Genomic DNA, 16,090 nt, shown 5'->3' with positions numbered 1-16,090 from the left:
CGCTTTTTCTCGCCGCAAATATCCCCGCCGGAGGCAAAGGGGCCGCGCCCCGGCGCGGCCCCATGATCGTTTGCGCCGCAAGGCGCGCCTTCGGATCGCCGTCAGACGATCTTGCCCGGGTTCATAATATTGTCCGGATCCAGCGCCGCCTTGATCGCCGCCATATAGCGCATCGCCGGCCCCAGTTCCTTGTAGAGATAGGGTTTCTTGCCCTGGCCGATGCCATGCTCGCCGGTGCAGGTGCCCTCGACCGAGATCGCCAGATCGTTCAGCCAGCCGACGAATTCCTCCGCCGTGGCGATCTCCTCCGGGTTGTCGACGTCGATCAGCGGCAGACAGTGGAAATTGCCGTCGCCCACATGGCCGACGATCGGCGAAATCAGCCCCAGCTCGTCGGCCTTGGCCGCCGCCGCGGCAACACATTCGGCCAGCCGCGAGATCGGCACGCAGACATCGGTCGACAGCCCCTTGGCGCCCGGGCGCAGCCCGTGGCAGGCCCAGTACATGTCATGCCGCGCCTGCCACAGCTTGTTGCGTTCCTCGGTGCTGGTGGTGGCGGCAAAGCCATTGCCGCCGAATTCCTCGGCGATCGACCCGAAGGTCTCGGCCTGCTCCACCACCCCGGCGTCGGAGCCGTGAAACTCCAGCAGCAGCAGCGGCGTTTCCGGCAGCTCCAGCTTGGAATAGGCATTGGCGGCCTTGACGCTCAGCGCGTCCAGAAGCTCGATCCGCGCCACCGGCACACCGTATTGGATCGTCATCATCACCGCCTGACAGGCGGCATCGACGGAAGGAAAGGAACAGCGCGCCGAGGAAATCGCCTCGGGAATGCCCTGCAGGCGGAGCGTGATCTCGGTGATCAGCCCCAGGGTGCCCTCCGATCCCACCATCAGCCGGGTCAGGTCGTAACCGGCCGAGCTTTTCTTGGCACGGGTGGCGGTGCGGATCACCTCGCCATCGGGCATCACCACCTGCAGCGCCAGCACATTGTCCTTCATGGTGCCATAGCGCACCGCATTGGTGCCCGAGGCACGGGTCGAGACCATCCCCCCCAGCGAGGCATTGGCGCCCGGATCGATCGGAAAGAACAGGCCCTGATCGCGCAGGAAGGTATTCAGCTGCTCCCGTGTCACCCCGGGCTGGATCACGCAATCGAGATCCCCGGCATGAACCTCAAGAATCCGGTCCATCCGGGTGAAATCGACCGAGATACCACCGGCCGGCGCGTTCACATGGCCTTCCAGCGAAGTGCCGGTGCCGAAGGGGATCACCGGCACCTTGTGTTCGGCGCAGGTCCGGACGATCTCGGACACCTCTTCGGTGCTCTCCGGAAAGACCACCGCATCGGGGATCTGGTTCTGGATATAGGTCGTGGTGTGACCGTGCTGCTCGCGAATGGACAATCCGGTCTGGCAGCGGTCGCCGAAGCGTTGCTTCAGAATGCCGACGGTGGTTTCGATCCCGGTTTCGTTGCGCGGCAGCGCGGTTGCTTGCACCATATCAGTCTCTCCATTTGCGGGCGGACAATACGCGGTTTCGGCCAACCGTCAATCGGCGCGCCCGCGCCCTGCCCCGCGCCGCCCGGGACACGCCCGCTCCCGAAGCGCGCGATCCCCGGACATAAGGCGCCACCGCTCCCCTTCGACCTGGGACCAAATATCCTGGGGGTGAGGGGGCAAGGCCCCCTCTCCTGTCGCCGACACCGCCGCCGCCCTTCTCCGGCGCGCCCCCCGCCAGACCTCCCGCGAACCGCGCCTCAGCCCCCCAGCGCCACACCTTCGCGACGGGGATCGGCGCCGCCCTTCAGCTCCGGGCCGATCTCGATCGCATGCAGGCCGGAGTTCAGTGGCCGCGGCTTCACCTCATAGCCCAGTTCTTCCAGCGCCGGCGCCAACGACTCGATGCCGGTGCCCTCCTCCAGATCGAAGGTGCCGAAACGGTTCACCGCATGCGGCAGCGCCACCGCCTGCTGCACATCCATGCCCCAGTCAGCCCAGGCGATGATGGTCTTGGCGACATAGCCGATGATGCGGCTGCCGCCGGGAGATCCCACCACCAGAACCGGCTTGCCGTCCCGCATCACCATGCTCGGCGCCATCGAGGATCGCGGCCGCTTGCCCGGTTCGACCCGGTTGGCGATCGGCATCCCGTCCCGGTGGCTGCGGAAGGAGAAATCGGTCAGCTCGTTGTTCAACAGGAAGCCGCGCACCATCAGTCGCGAGCCGAAGCCGTTCTCAATGGTGGTGGTCATCGACAGCGCGTTGCCATAACGGTCGACGATAGAGATATGCGAGGTCGAGGGGAATTCGATCGCCTCGTCATCGGCCCAGAGCTGCGCGTGATCGAACTCCGGCGCGCCCGGCGCCACCTCGGGCAGGGCATCGCCTGCCGCCAGCAGGCCGGCGCGCTCGGCCAGATAGGCCGGATCGACCAGCCCCTTTGTCGGCATCGGCACGAAATCGGCATCCGCCATGTAGCGGCCCCGGTCGGCAAAGGCGAGCCGCGAGGCATCACCGATCAGCCGCCAGGCCTGCGGCTGGTCGGGGCCCGGCAGCTCGACGGTGTTCAGCATCCCGAGGATCTGGCCCACGGTCAGTGCGCCGGAGGACGGCGGCCCCATGCCGCAGACCTCATAGGCGCGATAGGCGACACAGACCGGATCGCGTTCCCGCACCTGATAGAGCGCGAGATCGATCTGCGACAGCACCCCGGGATTGCCCTCTGCCCCCTGCACCCGGGCGACGATATCGGCGGCGACTGGACCGGTGTAAAACCCTTCCGCCCCGTCGGCGGCGAGGGTCTTCAGCGTCTCGGCATAGGCGGTGTTGGTCAGCCGCTGGCCCTCGGACAGAGGGCTGCCGCCGGGGAGGAAATAGGCCGCCGTCTCGGGAAACCGGGCCAGCCGGCCGGCATCGGCATCGACCAGCGCGGCCAGCCGGGCGGAGACCTCGAACCCGTCTTCCGCCAGCCGGATCGCCGGGTCGAACAGCCCGGGCCAGGGGCTGCGGCCCCAACGGCGATGCGCCTCGGCCATCAGCGCCGGCGTGCCCGGCGTACCAACGGAAAGACCACCGACCACCGCGTCGAAAAAGCTCAGCGGCTCGCCCTGGGCATCCTGAAACAGCTGCGGCCGGGCCGCCAGCGGCGCGGTTTCGCGACCGTCGAGCGTGGTCAGCTCACCGCTGGCAGCATCGTACCAGACCAGAAAAGCTCCGCCGCCCAGGCCGGAGGACTGCGGCTCCACCAGCCCCAGCACACTCTGCGCCGCGATCATCGCATCGGCGGCGGAGCCACCGGCGCGCAGCACTGCGGCGCCGGCCTCCGCCGCATGTGGGTTGGCAACCGCAATCATCCAGTCGGTGCCCGTCACCGGGCGCCCCTCGGCCTTGGCGGTCAGCGCCGCGGCGACCTCGGGCGACAGCGAAGCGAAGGGATCGGCCGCCGTCGCGGCCTCGGGCGCCACGGCATCGGCGGTCTGCTGGGCAACCAGCGGCTGGGCCAGCAGGGCCCCGCTCAGGCAGGCGATAAGGAAACGGCGCATGGGGTGTCCCTTCCGAAATGTCGTTCGGAAGGCACTCTAGCGGATCGGGTCGGGCTGGCAATCGTCTGGATGTCGACAATTCGCCCGCGTCACGGCCTCTGCCCCGCCCGGGCGGGGCGATCCCCCTTGCCGGGGGATCAGCGGCTCAGCGGCTCAGGCCGCCGTGCAGCGTCGGCACATCCAGCGCGCTGAACCCGTAGTGGCGCAGCCAGCGCAGATCGCTGTCGAAGAAGGCGCGCAGATCGGGGATGCCGTATTTCAGCATCGCAATCCGGTCGATCCCCATGCCGAAGGCAAAACCCTGGTATTTCTCCGGATCGATACCGCCGGCCTGCAGCACCTTCGGATGCACCATGCCGGAGCCGAGGATTTCCAGCCAGTCGTCCCCCTCGCCCACCTTCAGTGTGCCGCCTTCCCAGGAACAGCGGATGTCGACCTCGGCCGAGGGTTCGGTGAAGGGGAAATGCGACGCGCGGAAGCGCAGCTCGACATCGTCGACCTCGAAGAAGGCCTTCACGAATTCCTCCAGCACCCATTTCAGATTGGCCATGGAGATATCGGTGTCCAGCGCCAGCCCCTCGACCTGATGGAACATCGGCGTGTGGGTCTGGTCGTAATCGGCGCGATAGACGCCGCCCGGGCAGATCACCCGCAGCGGTGCGCCCTGCCCCTCCATCGACCGGATCTGCACCGGCGAGGTATGGGTGCGCAGCACATGCGGCGGCCGCTCGTCGCCCTCGGCCCGGTGCATGTAGAAGGTGTCCATCTCCGCCCGCGCGGGGTGGTGGCCCGGGATGTTCAGCGCGTCGAAATTGTGCCAGTCGGTCTCGATCCGCGGGCCCTCGGCAACGGCGAAGCCCATCTCGGCGAAGATCGCGGTGACCTCCTCGGTGACCTGGCTGACCGGATGCAGCGTGCCCATGCGGCGCGGCCGCGACGGCAGGGTGACGTCCAGCCATTCGCTGCGCAGCCGCTCGTCCAGCGCCTTGTCGGCCAGCGCGGCCTTCTTGGCGGCGAGCGCGCTGTTGATCTCGTCCTTCAGGGCGTTCAGCGCCGGGCCGGCGACCTGCCGCTCTTCCGGCGTCATCTTGCCCAGCTCGCGCATTTTCAGGCTGACTTCGCCCTTTTTGCCCACGGCGGCGACACGGATGGCCTCCAGCGCGGATTCATCGGCCGCCTCTGCGATCTGCGCCAGATATTTTGCCTTAAGATCGTCCATGACGGTCCTCTGCTGCTTGCTTACGTCCTGCTAGCCCCGCCGCCCCGCGAATGCAAGTCACGCAACGGCGCAATGGACAGCCCGCGGGCGCCGCCGCTAGGCTCGACCGCGGGACGGCAGACCGCCCCGGGACCGTCCGAATGCGAAGGAGGAGCGCATGTGGGAGGCAGAGCGCGTGCTGCGGCACGCGGTGATGAATGGCCGTCTGCCCTTTGCGGTGGCCATGGTCGGCACATCCGGCGGCATCCGCTTCAGCAGCAGCATCGGCGATGCCGACAGCGGCCGCCCGGCCGGCGAGGACACGGTGTTCCGTATCTTCTCGATGAGCAAGGCGATCGGCGCGCTGGCGGCGCTGATCCTGATCGACCGTGGTGTGCTGAGCCCGGAGACGCCGGTGGCCGATCTGCTGCCGGAATGGGCCGATCTGCCGGTGCTGGAGGGCTGGGACGGCGACACCCCGATCCTGAGACCGCAGCGCGGCACCGCCACCCTGCGCCATCTGGCGACCCATACCAGCGGCATCGAATACGAGTTCTGGAATGCCGATGTCGCGAAATACCTCGAAACCCGGGGGGTGCCGCCGGCACTGTCGGGGCGCAAGGCCGGGCTGATGTATCCGCTGACCTCCGATCCCGGAACCCGCTGGGGCTATGGGCTGTCAATCGACTGGCTGGGCCGGATGGTGGAGGCGGCAGACGGCCGCCCGATCGACCGGTTCTGCCGCGAGGAGATCTTTGCCCCCCTCGGCATGCGCGACACCCGTTTCGAGCCCGACGGGCTGGAGGACCGGCTGGCGGCGGTGCGGATGCGGGCGGCCGACGGCGGCTTTCGCCCCAGCCGGCTGACGCCGCCGCGGCGGCCCGAGGTCTACGGCATGGGTCATGCGCTCTATTCCACCGCCCCCGATTACATGCGGTTTCTGCGCATGGTGCTGAATGGCGGCACGCTCGACAGCCAGCGGATCCTGTCGCCCGAGACGCTGCGGCTGATGACCGAGGACCAGATGCAGGGGCTTCAGTTTCGCAAGATGATCAGCGTGTCGCCGAAATCCAGCGCCGACGTCGATCTGTTCCCGGGCCAGCCGGTGACCCATTCGATGGCCTTCCTGCGCAACGAGACCGCGATCCCGGGGCGGCGCAGCGCCGGGTCGCTGGGCTGGGCCGGCATCTGCAACACCCATTACTGGATCGACCCGGCCCGCGATCTGGCCGCCGTGCTGATGACCCAGTCGCTGCCGTTCCTGGACCCACCCGTGGCGGAGACCTACGCCGCCTTCGAAAGCGCGGTCTATGCCGGGCTCTGACCTGCCCGCCGCCGGTGCCCCGCACCGGCGCGGCGGCGCAGCCGAGCGCCACCCCTGGCTGGTGGTGCTGGGGCTGGCGCTGGGACTTTGCATCACCAACGGCTTCGCCCGCTTCGCCTACAGCATGCTGCTGCCGGCGATGCGTGCCGATCTGGGCTGGAGCTATGCCCAGGCCGGCTGGCTGAACACAGCCAATGCGCTGGGGTATCTGGTCGGTGCGGTGCTGACGATGATCCTGATCGGCCGGATCAGCGCTTCGCGGCTGTTCAGCTTCGGCCTGGTGACCACCACCGCCGCACTGCTGCTGACCGGGGTCGATGCCGCGCTGTGGTGGCAGACCCTGTGGCGGGTGCTGGCAGGGGTGTTCGGGGCGCTGTCCTTTTCCACCGGCGGCGCGCTGGCGGCGCGGCTGTTCCCCGACAATCCGCGGCAGAACGCGCTGGCCATCGCCATCCTCTTCGGTTTCGGCGGCGGCTTCGGCATCGTGCTGGCCGGCAGCGCCCTGCCGCTAATGCTGGCGCACTACGGCCCGTCGAGCTGGCCCATGGGCTGGATCTGGGTCGGCATCGCCTGCGTGGTCTTCGCGCCACTGGCGCTCTGGTCGGGCGAGAGCCTGCGGCCGCCGAAGACCGCAGCGGCGGCACCCCCGACACGATTGCCGCTGCTGCGGATGCTGCCGGAGCTGCTGGGCTATGGCGCCTTCGGCATGGGTTATATCGTCTATATGACCTTTCTCAGCGCCTGGATGACCGAACAGGGCGCCGGCGCCGGGCTGATCGCGGCGGTCTGGGCGCTGCTGGGTCTGTGCCTCTGCCTGTCGCCCTTCGTCTGGCGGCCGGTCTTCGCGCGCTCTGCCACCGGGTTGCCGCTGGCGCTGATCCTCGGCTGCATCGCTCTCGGCTCCGGCCTCGCGGTGCTGTTCCCGGCCGGGCCCGGGCTGGCGGTCTCGGCGGCGATCTTCGGGCTCTCGGTCTTCATGGCGCCGGGGGCAGTGACCAATTTCGCCCGCCAGAACCTGCCGCCCGAGGCCTGGGGGCCGTCGATCAGCCTGTTCACCGTGGTCTTCGCGGTGTCCCAGACCGTCGGGCCGGTGGCCGCCGGCTGGCTGGGGGATGCGACCGGCGATATCGGCAACGGGCTGCTCTCCGCCGCCGGCATTCTCGCCACCGGCGGGCTGGCGGCGCTGCTGCAGCGGCGGATCGGCGGAGACTGAGCCGGGATCGCCGCCGGGCGGCCCCGGGATCGGATCGAGGGCGGAAGGCGGCCGGCCGCCACTGGACCTCCGCCCCCCCAGCGCCTAGGTTGGGCCCCAGATTCCCCGACCCCAGGTAGCCCCTTGTCCGACAGTCCCGCCTATCAGGTTCTCGCCCGCAAATACCGCCCCGAGACCTTCGCCGATCTGGTCGGCCAGGAGGCCATGGTGCGGACGCTGAAGAACGCCTTCGCCGCCGACCGCATCGCCCAGGCCTTCATCATGACCGGCATCCGCGGCACCGGGAAGACCACCACCGCGCGGATCATAGCCAAGGGGATGAACTGCATCGGGCCGGACGGCACCGGCGGCCCCACAACCGAGCCCTGCGGCATCTGCGAACATTGCCGGGCGATCATGGAAGGCCGCCATGTCGATGTGATGGAGATGGACGCGGCCTCGCGCACCGGGGTCAATGACATCCGCGAGATCATCGATTCGGTGCATTACCGGGCGGCTTCGGCGCGCTATAAGATCTACATCATCGACGAAGTTCACATGCTCTCTACCAGCGCCTTCAACGCGCTGCTCAAGACGCTGGAGGAACCGCCAGCGCATGTGAAATTCATCTTCGCCACCACCGAGATCCGCAAGGTGCCGGTGACCGTCCTGTCACGCTGCCAGCGCTTCGATCTGCGCCGGATCGAACCGGAGGACATGATCGGCCTGCTGCGCAAGATCGCCGACAAGGAAGGCGCCCAGATCGCCGAGGATGCGCTGGCGCTGATCACCCGCGCCGCCGAAGGCTCTGCCCGCGATGCGACCTCGTTGCTGGATCAGGCGATTTCCCATGGCGCCGGCGAGACCAGCGCCGATCAGGTCCGCGCCATGCTGGGGCTGGCCGACCGGGGCCGGGTGCTGGATCTGATGGACATGATCCTGCGCGGCGATGCCGCCGGCGCGCTGACCGAGCTGTCGGCGCAATATGCCGAAGGCGCCGACCCGCTGGCGGTGCTGCGCGATCTGGCCGAGATCACCCATTGGGTCAGCGTGGTGAAAATCACCCCGGAGGCGGCCGAGGATCCGACCATCGGTCCGGATGAGCGCGGGCGCGGCCAGGCGATGGCCGAGGCGCTGCCGATGCGGGTGCTGAGCCGGATGTGGCAGATGCTGCTGAAAGCGCTGGAAGAGGTCGCCGCCGCCCCCAACGCGATGATGGCCGCCGAAATGGCGGTGATCCGGCTGACCCATGTCGCCGATCTGCCGAGCCCGGAGGAGCTGCTGCGCAGGCTGCAGGATACACCGCCGCCGCCGATGTCCGGCGGGCCCACGGGTGGCGGCACGGGAGGCACCGGCGGCGGCGCCCCGGGCGGCGGGCCGGCGGGCTGGTCCGCCCCGACGACGACGATGGCCACTGCCGCGCCACCGTCCGGCGCCCCGCGCATGCATGGCGGCGGCGGTGCCAGCGCGATGCTGGCCCGCGATGTCGAGGCTGCGCTGGCCCGCTATCCCAGTTTCGAACATGTGGTGGAGCTGATCCGCACTCACCGCGACGTCAAGCTGCTGGTCGAAGTGGAAACCGGTGTGCGTCTGGTCGCCTATCAGCCCGGCCGCATCGAATTCACCCCGACCGATGCCGCCCCTGCCGATCTGGCGCAGCGGCTGGGATCGCGGCTGCAGGCCTGGACCGGCAACCGCTGGGCGGTGATCATCGCCGGTGGCAGCACCGCCCCCACCATCGCCGAGCTGCGCGATGCCGCCGAACTGGCGCTGCGCGAGGAGGCCCGCGAACACCCGCTGGTGCAGGCGGTTCTGGCGCGGTTTCCGAAGGCCGAGATCTCGGACATTCGCAGCCGCGACCAGATCGCCGCCGATATCGAGGCCGAGGCGCTGCCGGAGGTCGAAGACGAATGGGATCCCTTCGACGACAGCTGAGACCGCGGCGGTAAGTCGCCCCAGTGACCGGGCTCAGCCCTCCAGCAGTTCCCCGGTGCGCAGCACCTTGGCATAGCTCATCGCCAGCGGCGCCATGAAGGCGGCATGCACCTGGTCCGCGCTCAGCTCGACACCGCCGAACGCCGCCTCCTTCGCGCCGCAGGCGTCCTCGACCACCGTCACCGCGAAACCGTGGTCCGCCGCCGCCCGGGCGGTGGCATCGATGCACATCTGGCTCATCGCGCCGCAGATCGTCACCGCCCCGATCCCGGCGGCCTGCAGCCGTTCCAGCAGGTCGGTGCCGAGAAAGCTGTTGGGCCGCGCCTTGGTGATCACCGCCTCGCCCTCTGCCGGGGCGACGGTGGGATGGATATCCGCGCCGGCGCTGCCCGGACGGAAAAACGGCGCCTGGTCCGAGGCCATCTCGTGGCGGATATGCACCACCAGATCCCCCGCCGTCCGCGCCCGCCCCAGCAGCCGCGCGGCATTCTCCGCCACCTCCTGCATCTTCGCCACCGGCCAGAGGCCGGCTTCGAAATAGTCGTTCTGAATATCCACCAGGATCAGTGCCTGTCCGGTCATCTCCGAGCTCCTTCTTGCTGTTGCGTGGCACAGACTGCCGCGGATTGACCGCGGCGGGAATTGGCGGTTATGACAAATGATATGCAGAAACCGCCAAATCGCCCGATCCGCCTGGCGCTGGTCGCCTATCCCGGAGTGCAGCGCTCCGCGCTCGACGGGATGGCCGATATGTTCGCCCTGCTGCCACGGCTGACGGAGGCCACCGCCGCGGTTCCGGCCGCACCGCCCCAGCCCCCCCGATCTGAGCGTCGTCAGCGCCGCCGCGCTGCCGGAAACGCCGGTCGACGCCTTTGTCTTTCCCCCGTCGCTGCAGCCGACAGAGGCCCGCCCCGATCACCCGCTGATCCGCTGGGCCCGCGACCGACATGCCGAGGGCGCGCTGGCCTGTTCGGTCTGCGCCGGCGCCTTCTGGCTGGGACAGGCCGGGCTGCTGGACGAGCGCCCCGCCACCACCCACTGGGCACTGGAACCGGCCTTCCGGGCGCGATTTCCGCAGGTCCGGCTGCAACCGGACCATATCCTGATCGACGATATCGACATCGTCACCGCAGGGGGGCTGATGGCCTGGCTCGACCTGGGATTGCATCTGACCGGGCTGTGGTTCGGCCCCGATCTGGCGACCCGGCTGGCCCGGCACCTGCTGGTCGATCCGGCCGGGCGCGAACAGCGCCATTACGCCGGCTTCCGGCCGCCGCGCGGCCATGGCGATGCCGCCGTGCTCGGGGCGCAGCGCCGGATGGACACCGGCTTTGCCGATCCGCTCACCGTCACCGCGCTGGCCAGTCACGCCGGGCTGAGCGAGCGCAGTTTTCTGCGCCGGTTCCAGCGCGCCACCGGGCTGACGCCGGCGGCCTATCTGCAGCGGCTGCGGGTGGAAAAGGCGCGCGGCGCGCTGGAACGCGGCAGCGACAACACCGCCGAGATCGGCTGGGCGGTGGGCTATCGCGACAGCTCCGCCTTCGCCCGCGCCTTCCGGTCGGTGACCGGTCTCAGCCCTGGGGCCTATCGCGACCGGTTTCGGGTCACCGCACGACAGACACCCGGGCCGTGACGGCGCCTTGGGCCCCCGCATCGGCGACGTGGCCTTGTGCCGAAAGCCGCGCCCGCGTATTTCTGTGAACCAAGCACGAACACCTTTTCAGGAGAGCCCCATGTTCAAAGGACTCGGCCAGCTCGGCGATATGGCCAAGATGATGAAATCGGCCCAGGAGCTGCAAACCAAGATGGCCCAGATGCAGGACGATCTGGCCAATCTGACGGTCACCGGCGAATCCGGGGCCGGCCTGGTCAAGGCCACCGCCACCGCCAAGGGCGAACTGACCGGGCTGGATATCGACCCCTCGATCTTCAACGGCGAAGACAAGGAAGTGGTCGAGGATCTGATCCTCGCCGCGATCAAGGACGCCCAGATCAAGGCGGCCGAGAAGGCGCAGGAAGAAATGGCCGCGCTGACCGAAAGCATGGGCCTGCCCAAGGATATCAAGCTGCCGTTCTGATCCGGCAACTCCCGATATCGGCGACCGCGCCGCGCCCCGGCCGGCGCGGTCGCCGCCCGCTCGCCCCTGCCCACTGATCCGGGCCTCTGATCCGGTCCTGATCAGCCCCATCCATACAGGCCCGCCCATGTCCGCGAACCGCGAGATCGAAAACCTGATCGAGCTGATGGCCAAGCTGCCGGGCCTCGGGCCGCGCTCTGCCCGCCGGGCGGTGCTGCATCTGATCCGCAAGCGGGCGCTGCTGCTTATCCCGCTCGCCGATGCGATGCAGGAGGTCGCCGCCACTGCGCGCGAATGCCTGAACTGCGGCAATATCGCCACCGCCGACATCTGCGACATCTGCCAGGACGACCGCCGCGCCACCGGAGAGCTCTGCGTGGTCGAGGACGTCGCCGATCTCTGGGCGATGGAACGCGCCGGCGTCTTCAAGGGACGATATCATGTGCTGGGCGGCACGCTGTCGGCACTGGATGCGGTGGGGCCCGAGGATTTGCGCATTCCCCGGCTGATCGACCGGATCGCGGCGGAGCAGATCACCGAGGTCATCCTGGCGCTGAATGCCACTGTCGAGGGACAGACCACGGCCCATTACATCGCCGATCAGCTGGACGGCCAGGTCAGGCTGACCTCTCTGGCCCAGGGCGTGCCGATCGGCGGAGAGCTCGATTACCTCGACGACGGCACCATCGGTGCGGCACTGCGCGCCCGGCGCGAGATCTGACGGCCTATTCCGCCGCCTCGGCTTCTGCTTCAGCCGCCGCCCGGCGCAGCTTGCGGGTGTCCCAGGCATAGAGCGCCGCCCCCGCCAGAAGCCCCCAGAAGGCGCCGCCGATGCCGAAGAAGGACACCCCCGAGGCGGTGATCAGGATGGTGATCACCGAGGCCTCCCGCGCGGTGGGATCGGCGACAGAGGCCGCGAGAGATCCCGCCAGCGCCCCCAGAAGCGCCAGTCCCGCCACCGCCGCGATCACCTCCGGCGGTGCCACCGCCATCACCGCCACCGCGATGGCCGCACCCAGCCCCATGATGGCATAGCCGATGCCGGCGACGATCGCCGACCAATAGCGCCGGTCCGGATCGGGGTTGGCCTCCGGCCCGGCACAGAGCGCGGCGGTGATCGCCGCCATGTTCACCCCGGGGGAGCCGAAGGGCGCCGACAGCAGCGCCATCAGCCCGGTGAAGGAGATCAGCGGCCCGGCCTTGGGCGTATAGCCGAAGGATTTCAGCACCGCGATGCCGGCAACGTTCTGCGATGCCATGGTCAGCACGAAGAGCGGCAAGGCGATGCCGGCCACCGCCGCCAGCGTCAGCTGCGGCATCACGAAGACCGGCGGCGACCAGAACTGCCCCAGCGCGAAGGCGCCCGGCTCCAGCCCGCGCAGCACCAGCACCGTCGCCACCAGGATCGCCGCCGGGATCGCCAGCAGCCGGCTGATCCGCGCCATCACCGCCCAGGCCAGGAAGATCGGCAGCGCGATTTCCGGCATCACCCCCATGGCGCGGAACGGCGCCAGGCAGAGCGGCACCAGAATCCCCGCCAGCATGGCATTGGCCAGCGGTGTCGGGATCGCCTCGGCCAGCCGGCCCAGCGGCCGCCACAGCCCGGCCAGGATGGTCAGCGCCGCCGCCAGCATGAAGGCGCCGACCGTGACGGCGAAGCCGCCCTCCGGCGCGTGCAGCGTCGCCAGAAAGGCCGCCCCCGGCGTGGTCCAGGCCACCGACAGCGGCATCCGGTAGCGCAGGCTGAGGATGATCCCCGCCAGCCCCATCGCCACCGCCGCCATCATCAGCCCCGAGGCGGCCTCGGCCGGAGAGGCGCCCACCGCGGTCAACCCCTGAACGATCACCGCAAAAGAGCTGGAGAAGCCGACGAAGGCGGAAAGCAGCCCCGAGGTGAGCGAGGTGAAGGAGAAATCCCGAAACAGCGGTGCCATGGTTTTCCTTTCGATGGCGGCCGGCGCGGATGCGGCCCCCAGAACCCCGGCAAACTGCCGCATCGCAGCAGGACTGTCAAAACGCTTCTGCGGCAGGCCCGGCCCGGTGACGATCCGGTGTCGATCGGTCCCCTGCGCCACGAAAAAGCCCCCGCAAGCGGTGGCTTGCGGGGGCTCAGAAGCGGGCTCCGTCTCGGCGATCAGCCGCGGCGGAAATCGTCCTCGTCATCCTCGTCGTCATCACCGCCGCCAGCCGGCAGGTTGAAGAAGCTGTCGGCGTCGGTGACATCGCGCTCGGGCGTGTCGGTCTCGTCCTCATCGCTCGCCCCCGAAAGGGTGAAGGTTTCCAGCCCCTCGATCGCGGTGGGGATCTTCGGCTCGGTATCCATGCCCAGCGACTGTTCGGTGCTGACCAGCCGGCGGCGCTCGTCATCGGTCATGACCGAGCCTTCGGCGGCGCGCTTGGCAGCGGCCTTCTGCACCGCGGCGTCAAGCTCGGACTGTTTGCACAGCCCCAGCGCCACCGGGTCGATCGGCTGGATATTGGCGATGTTCCAGTGGGTGCGTTCGCGGATCGCCTGGATCGTCGGCTTGGTGGTGCCCACCAGTTTCGAGATCTGGCCATCGCTCAGCTCCGGGTGGAATTTCACCAGCCAGAGGATCGAGGCCGGGCGGTCCTGCCGCTTTGACAGCGGGGTATAGCGCGGGCCACGGCGCTTTTCCTCGCCGGAAGCGGCGGGGTTGAACTTGGCCTGCAGCTTGTAGAGCGGGTTCTGCTCTGCCTTGTCGATCTCGGCCTGGGTCAGCTGGTTGTTGGCGATCGGGTCAAAGCCCTTGACGCCGGCCGCGACATCGCCGTCGGCGATGCCCTGGATTTCCAGCTCGTGCATACCCACGAAATCTGCGATCTGCTTGAAGCTGATCGTGGTGTTGTCGACCAGCCAGACGGCGGTTGCCTTCGGGTGCAGCAGTTTGGCCATCTCGTGTCTCCTTACGCGTAGTTGTCCCGTCGCCCGGATCAGGGGCTGTCCCGGAGCGATCTCCGGAACGGGTTTCCGTTGTGGGGGAACTTCGGGCCTATATAGTGGCCCAAACCGCATAAGGAAAGAGTGAATGCGCTGGATCCTCCTCTGGCTGATGATGGCGCTGCCCGCGCTCGCCGATGGCGACCGGGCCGGGGCCTTTGACTATTATGTGCTGTCCTTGAGCTGGTCGCCCAACTGGTGCGCCACCGACGGCGATGCCCGGCAGTCCGAGCAGTGCGAGGCGCGTCATGATTACGGCTGGGTGCTGCATGGGCTCTGGCCGCAGTATCACCGAGGCTGGCCGGAATACTGCCACACCGCCGAGGCCCCGCCGAGCCGGCGGATGACCGCGGCGATGGCCGACGTGATGGGCAGCGGCGGGCTGGCCTGGTATCAGTGGAAGAAACACGGCGTATGTTCCGGCCTGTCGGCGCCGGCCTATTTCGCGCTGGCGCGCGAGGCCTACGATCGGGTGAACCGGCCCGAGATCTTCCGCCGGCTGAAGCAGGAGGTCAGGCTGCCCGCCAGCCTGGTGGAGGAGGCCTTTCTGAAGGCCAACCCGGGCTGGACCGCCGACATGCTGACCATCACCTGCAAGGACGGCTACATCCAGGAGGCGCGGCTCTGCCTGTCGCGTGACCTGACCCCGGTTCCCTGCGGCCGCGACGTGATCACCGACTGCAAGCTGACCGACGCGCTCTTCGCACCGGTGCGCTGACTCGTCCCCTGCGATACGCCCCGGCCATGATCCGGGGCGCACAGGGACCTTGTCAGAGCTCCAGCACCGTGCTCCCGGTGGTCTCCCGCGCCTCCAGCGCGCGATGGGCGTCGACGACCCGGTCCAGCGGGAACCGCTGATCGATGCGAATCGTCACATCGCCGGCGAGCACCTTGGCGAAGAGATGCTGAGCCATCTCTTGACAGGTGTCGTGATCGGCCAGATGGGTGAACAGCACCGGACGGGTCAGCTTCAGCGATCCCTTCTGTCCCAGCACCGCGATATCGACCGGCGGCACCGGGCCGGAGGCGCTGCCGAAGGACATCATCATCCCCAGGGGCTTCAGACAGTCGAGCGAGCCGTCGAACGTGTCCTTGCCGACCGAATCCATCACCGCATCGACGCCCCTGCCCCCGGTCAGGTCGCGCACCCGTTCGACGAAATCCTCGCTGCGGTAATTGATGCAATGGCTCGCGCCATGATCCAGCGCCAGCCGGCATTTGGCATCGGTGCCGGCGGTGCCGATCAGGGTGATACCCTCGGACCGTGCCCATTGGCAGGCGATCAGCCCGACGCCGCCGGCGGCGGCATGAAACAGCACGGTATCGCCGCGTTTCAGGGGGGTGGTGCGATGGAACAGGTATTCCACCGTCATCCCCTTCAGCATCATCGCCGCGCCCTGTTCGAAGCTGATCGGCCCCGGCAGCGGGCAGACCTGGGCCGCATCCATCACCCGCGCCTCGGTATAGGCGCCGGGCGGCTGGCAGGCATAGGCGGCCCGGTCGCCGGGCTTCAGATGGGTGACCCCCTCGCCTACCGCCTCGACCACGCCGGCGGCCTCCATCCCCAGCGGATGCGGCAGCGCCAAGGGATAAAGCCCGGAGCGTTGGTAGGTGTCGATGAAGTTCAGCCCGATGGCGCGATGACGGATGCGCAGCTGACCCGGACCCGGCTCGCCCAGCGGGCGATCCTCGATCCGCATCACCTCGGGCCCACCGGGGGTGTCGAAAACAACGGTACGTGCGGTTTCGCTCATGACGCGATCTCCCCTTCCACCACGCTTCTGCGGCGCGGAGAATCGATCATGCGCAAATCAGGGCGGTTGTCCATGCCCGGCGCAACTCCCGCGCCGGGCCGCCTGCCCC

General features: G+C 68.6%; 14 protein-coding genes and 1 pseudogene. 8 read left to right on the top strand and 7 right to left on the bottom strand.

Going from position 1 to position 16,090, the window contains the following annotated elements:
* Positions 1-101 precede the first annotated feature (101 nt).
* The 3 genes from QO033_RS06835 to pheS form a co-directional block, all read right to left on the bottom strand.
* Positions 102-1,499 carry an FAD-binding oxidoreductase gene (locus QO033_RS06835; RefSeq protein WP_284480204.1) on the bottom strand — a complete coding sequence of 466 codons (1,398 nt, stop codon included), beginning with the start codon at positions 1,497-1,499 and terminating at the stop codon, positions 102-104.
* Between the two features lie 257 nt (positions 1,500-1,756).
* The gene (ggt, locus tag QO033_RS06830) at positions 1,757-3,541 is read right to left on the bottom strand and encodes a gamma-glutamyltransferase (RefSeq protein ID WP_284480203.1); all 1,785 of its coding nucleotides are present in this window, start codon (positions 3,539-3,541) and stop codon (positions 1,757-1,759) included.
* Positions 3,542-3,686: 145 nt separating this feature from the next.
* Entirely contained in the window at positions 3,687-4,760 is a 1,074-nt protein-coding gene (gene pheS / locus QO033_RS06825; RefSeq protein ID WP_284480202.1) for a phenylalanine--tRNA ligase subunit alpha, read from the bottom strand.
* A gap of 157 nt (positions 4,761-4,917) precedes the next feature.
* Here pheS and QO033_RS06820 point away from each other — a divergent pair, with 157 nt between their 5' ends.
* The 3 genes from QO033_RS06820 to QO033_RS06810 all read left to right on the top strand — a co-directional run bounded on the left by QO033_RS06820 (position 4,918) and on the right by QO033_RS06810 (position 9,190).
* The gene (locus tag QO033_RS06820; RefSeq protein WP_284480201.1) at positions 4,918-6,063 is read left to right on the top strand and encodes a serine hydrolase domain-containing protein; all 1,146 of its coding nucleotides are present in this window, start codon (positions 4,918-4,920) and stop codon (positions 6,061-6,063) included.
* Positions 6,050-7,276, top strand: a complete 1,227-nt coding sequence (locus QO033_RS06815) for a YbfB/YjiJ family MFS transporter (protein ID WP_284480200.1) — start codon at positions 6,050-6,052, stop codon at positions 7,274-7,276. The genes QO033_RS06820 and QO033_RS06815 overlap by 14 nt, the downstream gene beginning before the upstream one ends.
* Positions 7,277-7,399: 123 nt before the next feature.
* A complete protein-coding gene (locus QO033_RS06810; RefSeq protein WP_284480199.1) occupies positions 7,400-9,190 on the top strand; it encodes a DNA polymerase III subunit gamma/tau in 1,791 nt (596 codons plus the stop codon).
* A 33-nt stretch (positions 9,191-9,223) separates the two neighbouring features.
* Here the strand turns inward: QO033_RS06810 and QO033_RS06805 are convergent, their stop codons facing one another.
* Complete coding sequence (locus QO033_RS06805) at positions 9,224-9,772, bottom strand: cysteine hydrolase family protein (RefSeq protein ID WP_284480198.1); 549 nt, start codon at positions 9,770-9,772, stop codon at positions 9,224-9,226.
* A 241-nt stretch (positions 9,773-10,013) separates the two neighbouring features.
* On the opposite strand from QO033_RS06805, the pseudogene QO033_RS25250 reads away from it, so the two are divergent.
* From QO033_RS25250 to recR, 4 genes and pseudogenes are all read left to right on the top strand, one after another.
* Positions 10,014-10,289, top strand: a pseudogene (locus QO033_RS25250) (DJ-1/PfpI family protein); the annotation flags it as partial.
* A gap of 42 nt (positions 10,290-10,331) precedes the next feature.
* The gene (locus QO033_RS06795) at positions 10,332-10,823 is read left to right on the top strand and encodes a GlxA family transcriptional regulator (protein ID WP_284480197.1); all 492 of its coding nucleotides are present in this window, start codon (positions 10,332-10,334) and stop codon (positions 10,821-10,823) included.
* A 100-nt stretch (positions 10,824-10,923) separates the two neighbouring features.
* The gene (locus tag QO033_RS06790) at positions 10,924-11,268 is read left to right on the top strand and encodes a YbaB/EbfC family nucleoid-associated protein (protein ID WP_284480196.1); all 345 of its coding nucleotides are present in this window, start codon (positions 10,924-10,926) and stop codon (positions 11,266-11,268) included.
* 127 nt (positions 11,269-11,395) lie between these two features.
* The gene (gene recR, locus QO033_RS06785) at positions 11,396-11,989 is read left to right on the top strand and encodes a recombination mediator RecR (RefSeq protein WP_284480195.1); all 594 of its coding nucleotides are present in this window, start codon (positions 11,396-11,398) and stop codon (positions 11,987-11,989) included.
* A 4-nt stretch (positions 11,990-11,993) separates the two neighbouring features.
* On the opposite strand, the gene QO033_RS06780 is transcribed toward recR, so the two are convergent.
* The gene (locus QO033_RS06780) at positions 11,994-13,202 is read right to left on the bottom strand and encodes a benzoate/H(+) symporter BenE family transporter (protein ID WP_284480194.1); all 1,209 of its coding nucleotides are present in this window, start codon (positions 13,200-13,202) and stop codon (positions 11,994-11,996) included.
* Between the two features lie 200 nt (positions 13,203-13,402).
* Positions 13,403-14,182, bottom strand: a complete 780-nt coding sequence (locus tag QO033_RS06775; RefSeq protein WP_284480193.1) for a DUF1013 domain-containing protein — start codon at positions 14,180-14,182, stop codon at positions 13,403-13,405.
* 133 nt (positions 14,183-14,315) lie between these two features.
* Here QO033_RS06775 and QO033_RS06770 point away from each other — a divergent pair, with 133 nt between their 5' ends.
* A complete protein-coding gene (locus QO033_RS06770; protein WP_284480192.1) occupies positions 14,316-14,945 on the top strand; it encodes a ribonuclease T2 in 630 nt (209 codons plus the stop codon).
* A gap of 52 nt (positions 14,946-14,997) precedes the next feature.
* Here QO033_RS06770 and QO033_RS06765 read toward each other — a convergent pair whose 3' ends face one another.
* Complete coding sequence (locus tag QO033_RS06765; protein ID WP_284480191.1) at positions 14,998-15,981, bottom strand: quinone oxidoreductase family protein; 984 nt, start codon at positions 15,979-15,981, stop codon at positions 14,998-15,000.
* Positions 15,982-16,090 lie beyond the last annotated feature (109 nt).

This window comes from Pseudodonghicola flavimaris (assembly GCF_030164425.1).
Classification (GTDB): Bacteria; Pseudomonadota; Alphaproteobacteria; order Rhodobacterales; family Rhodobacteraceae; genus Pseudodonghicola; species Pseudodonghicola flavimaris.
The sequence above is the reverse complement of the archived record's forward strand: the minus strand, read 5'-3'. Positions and strand labels throughout refer to the sequence as shown.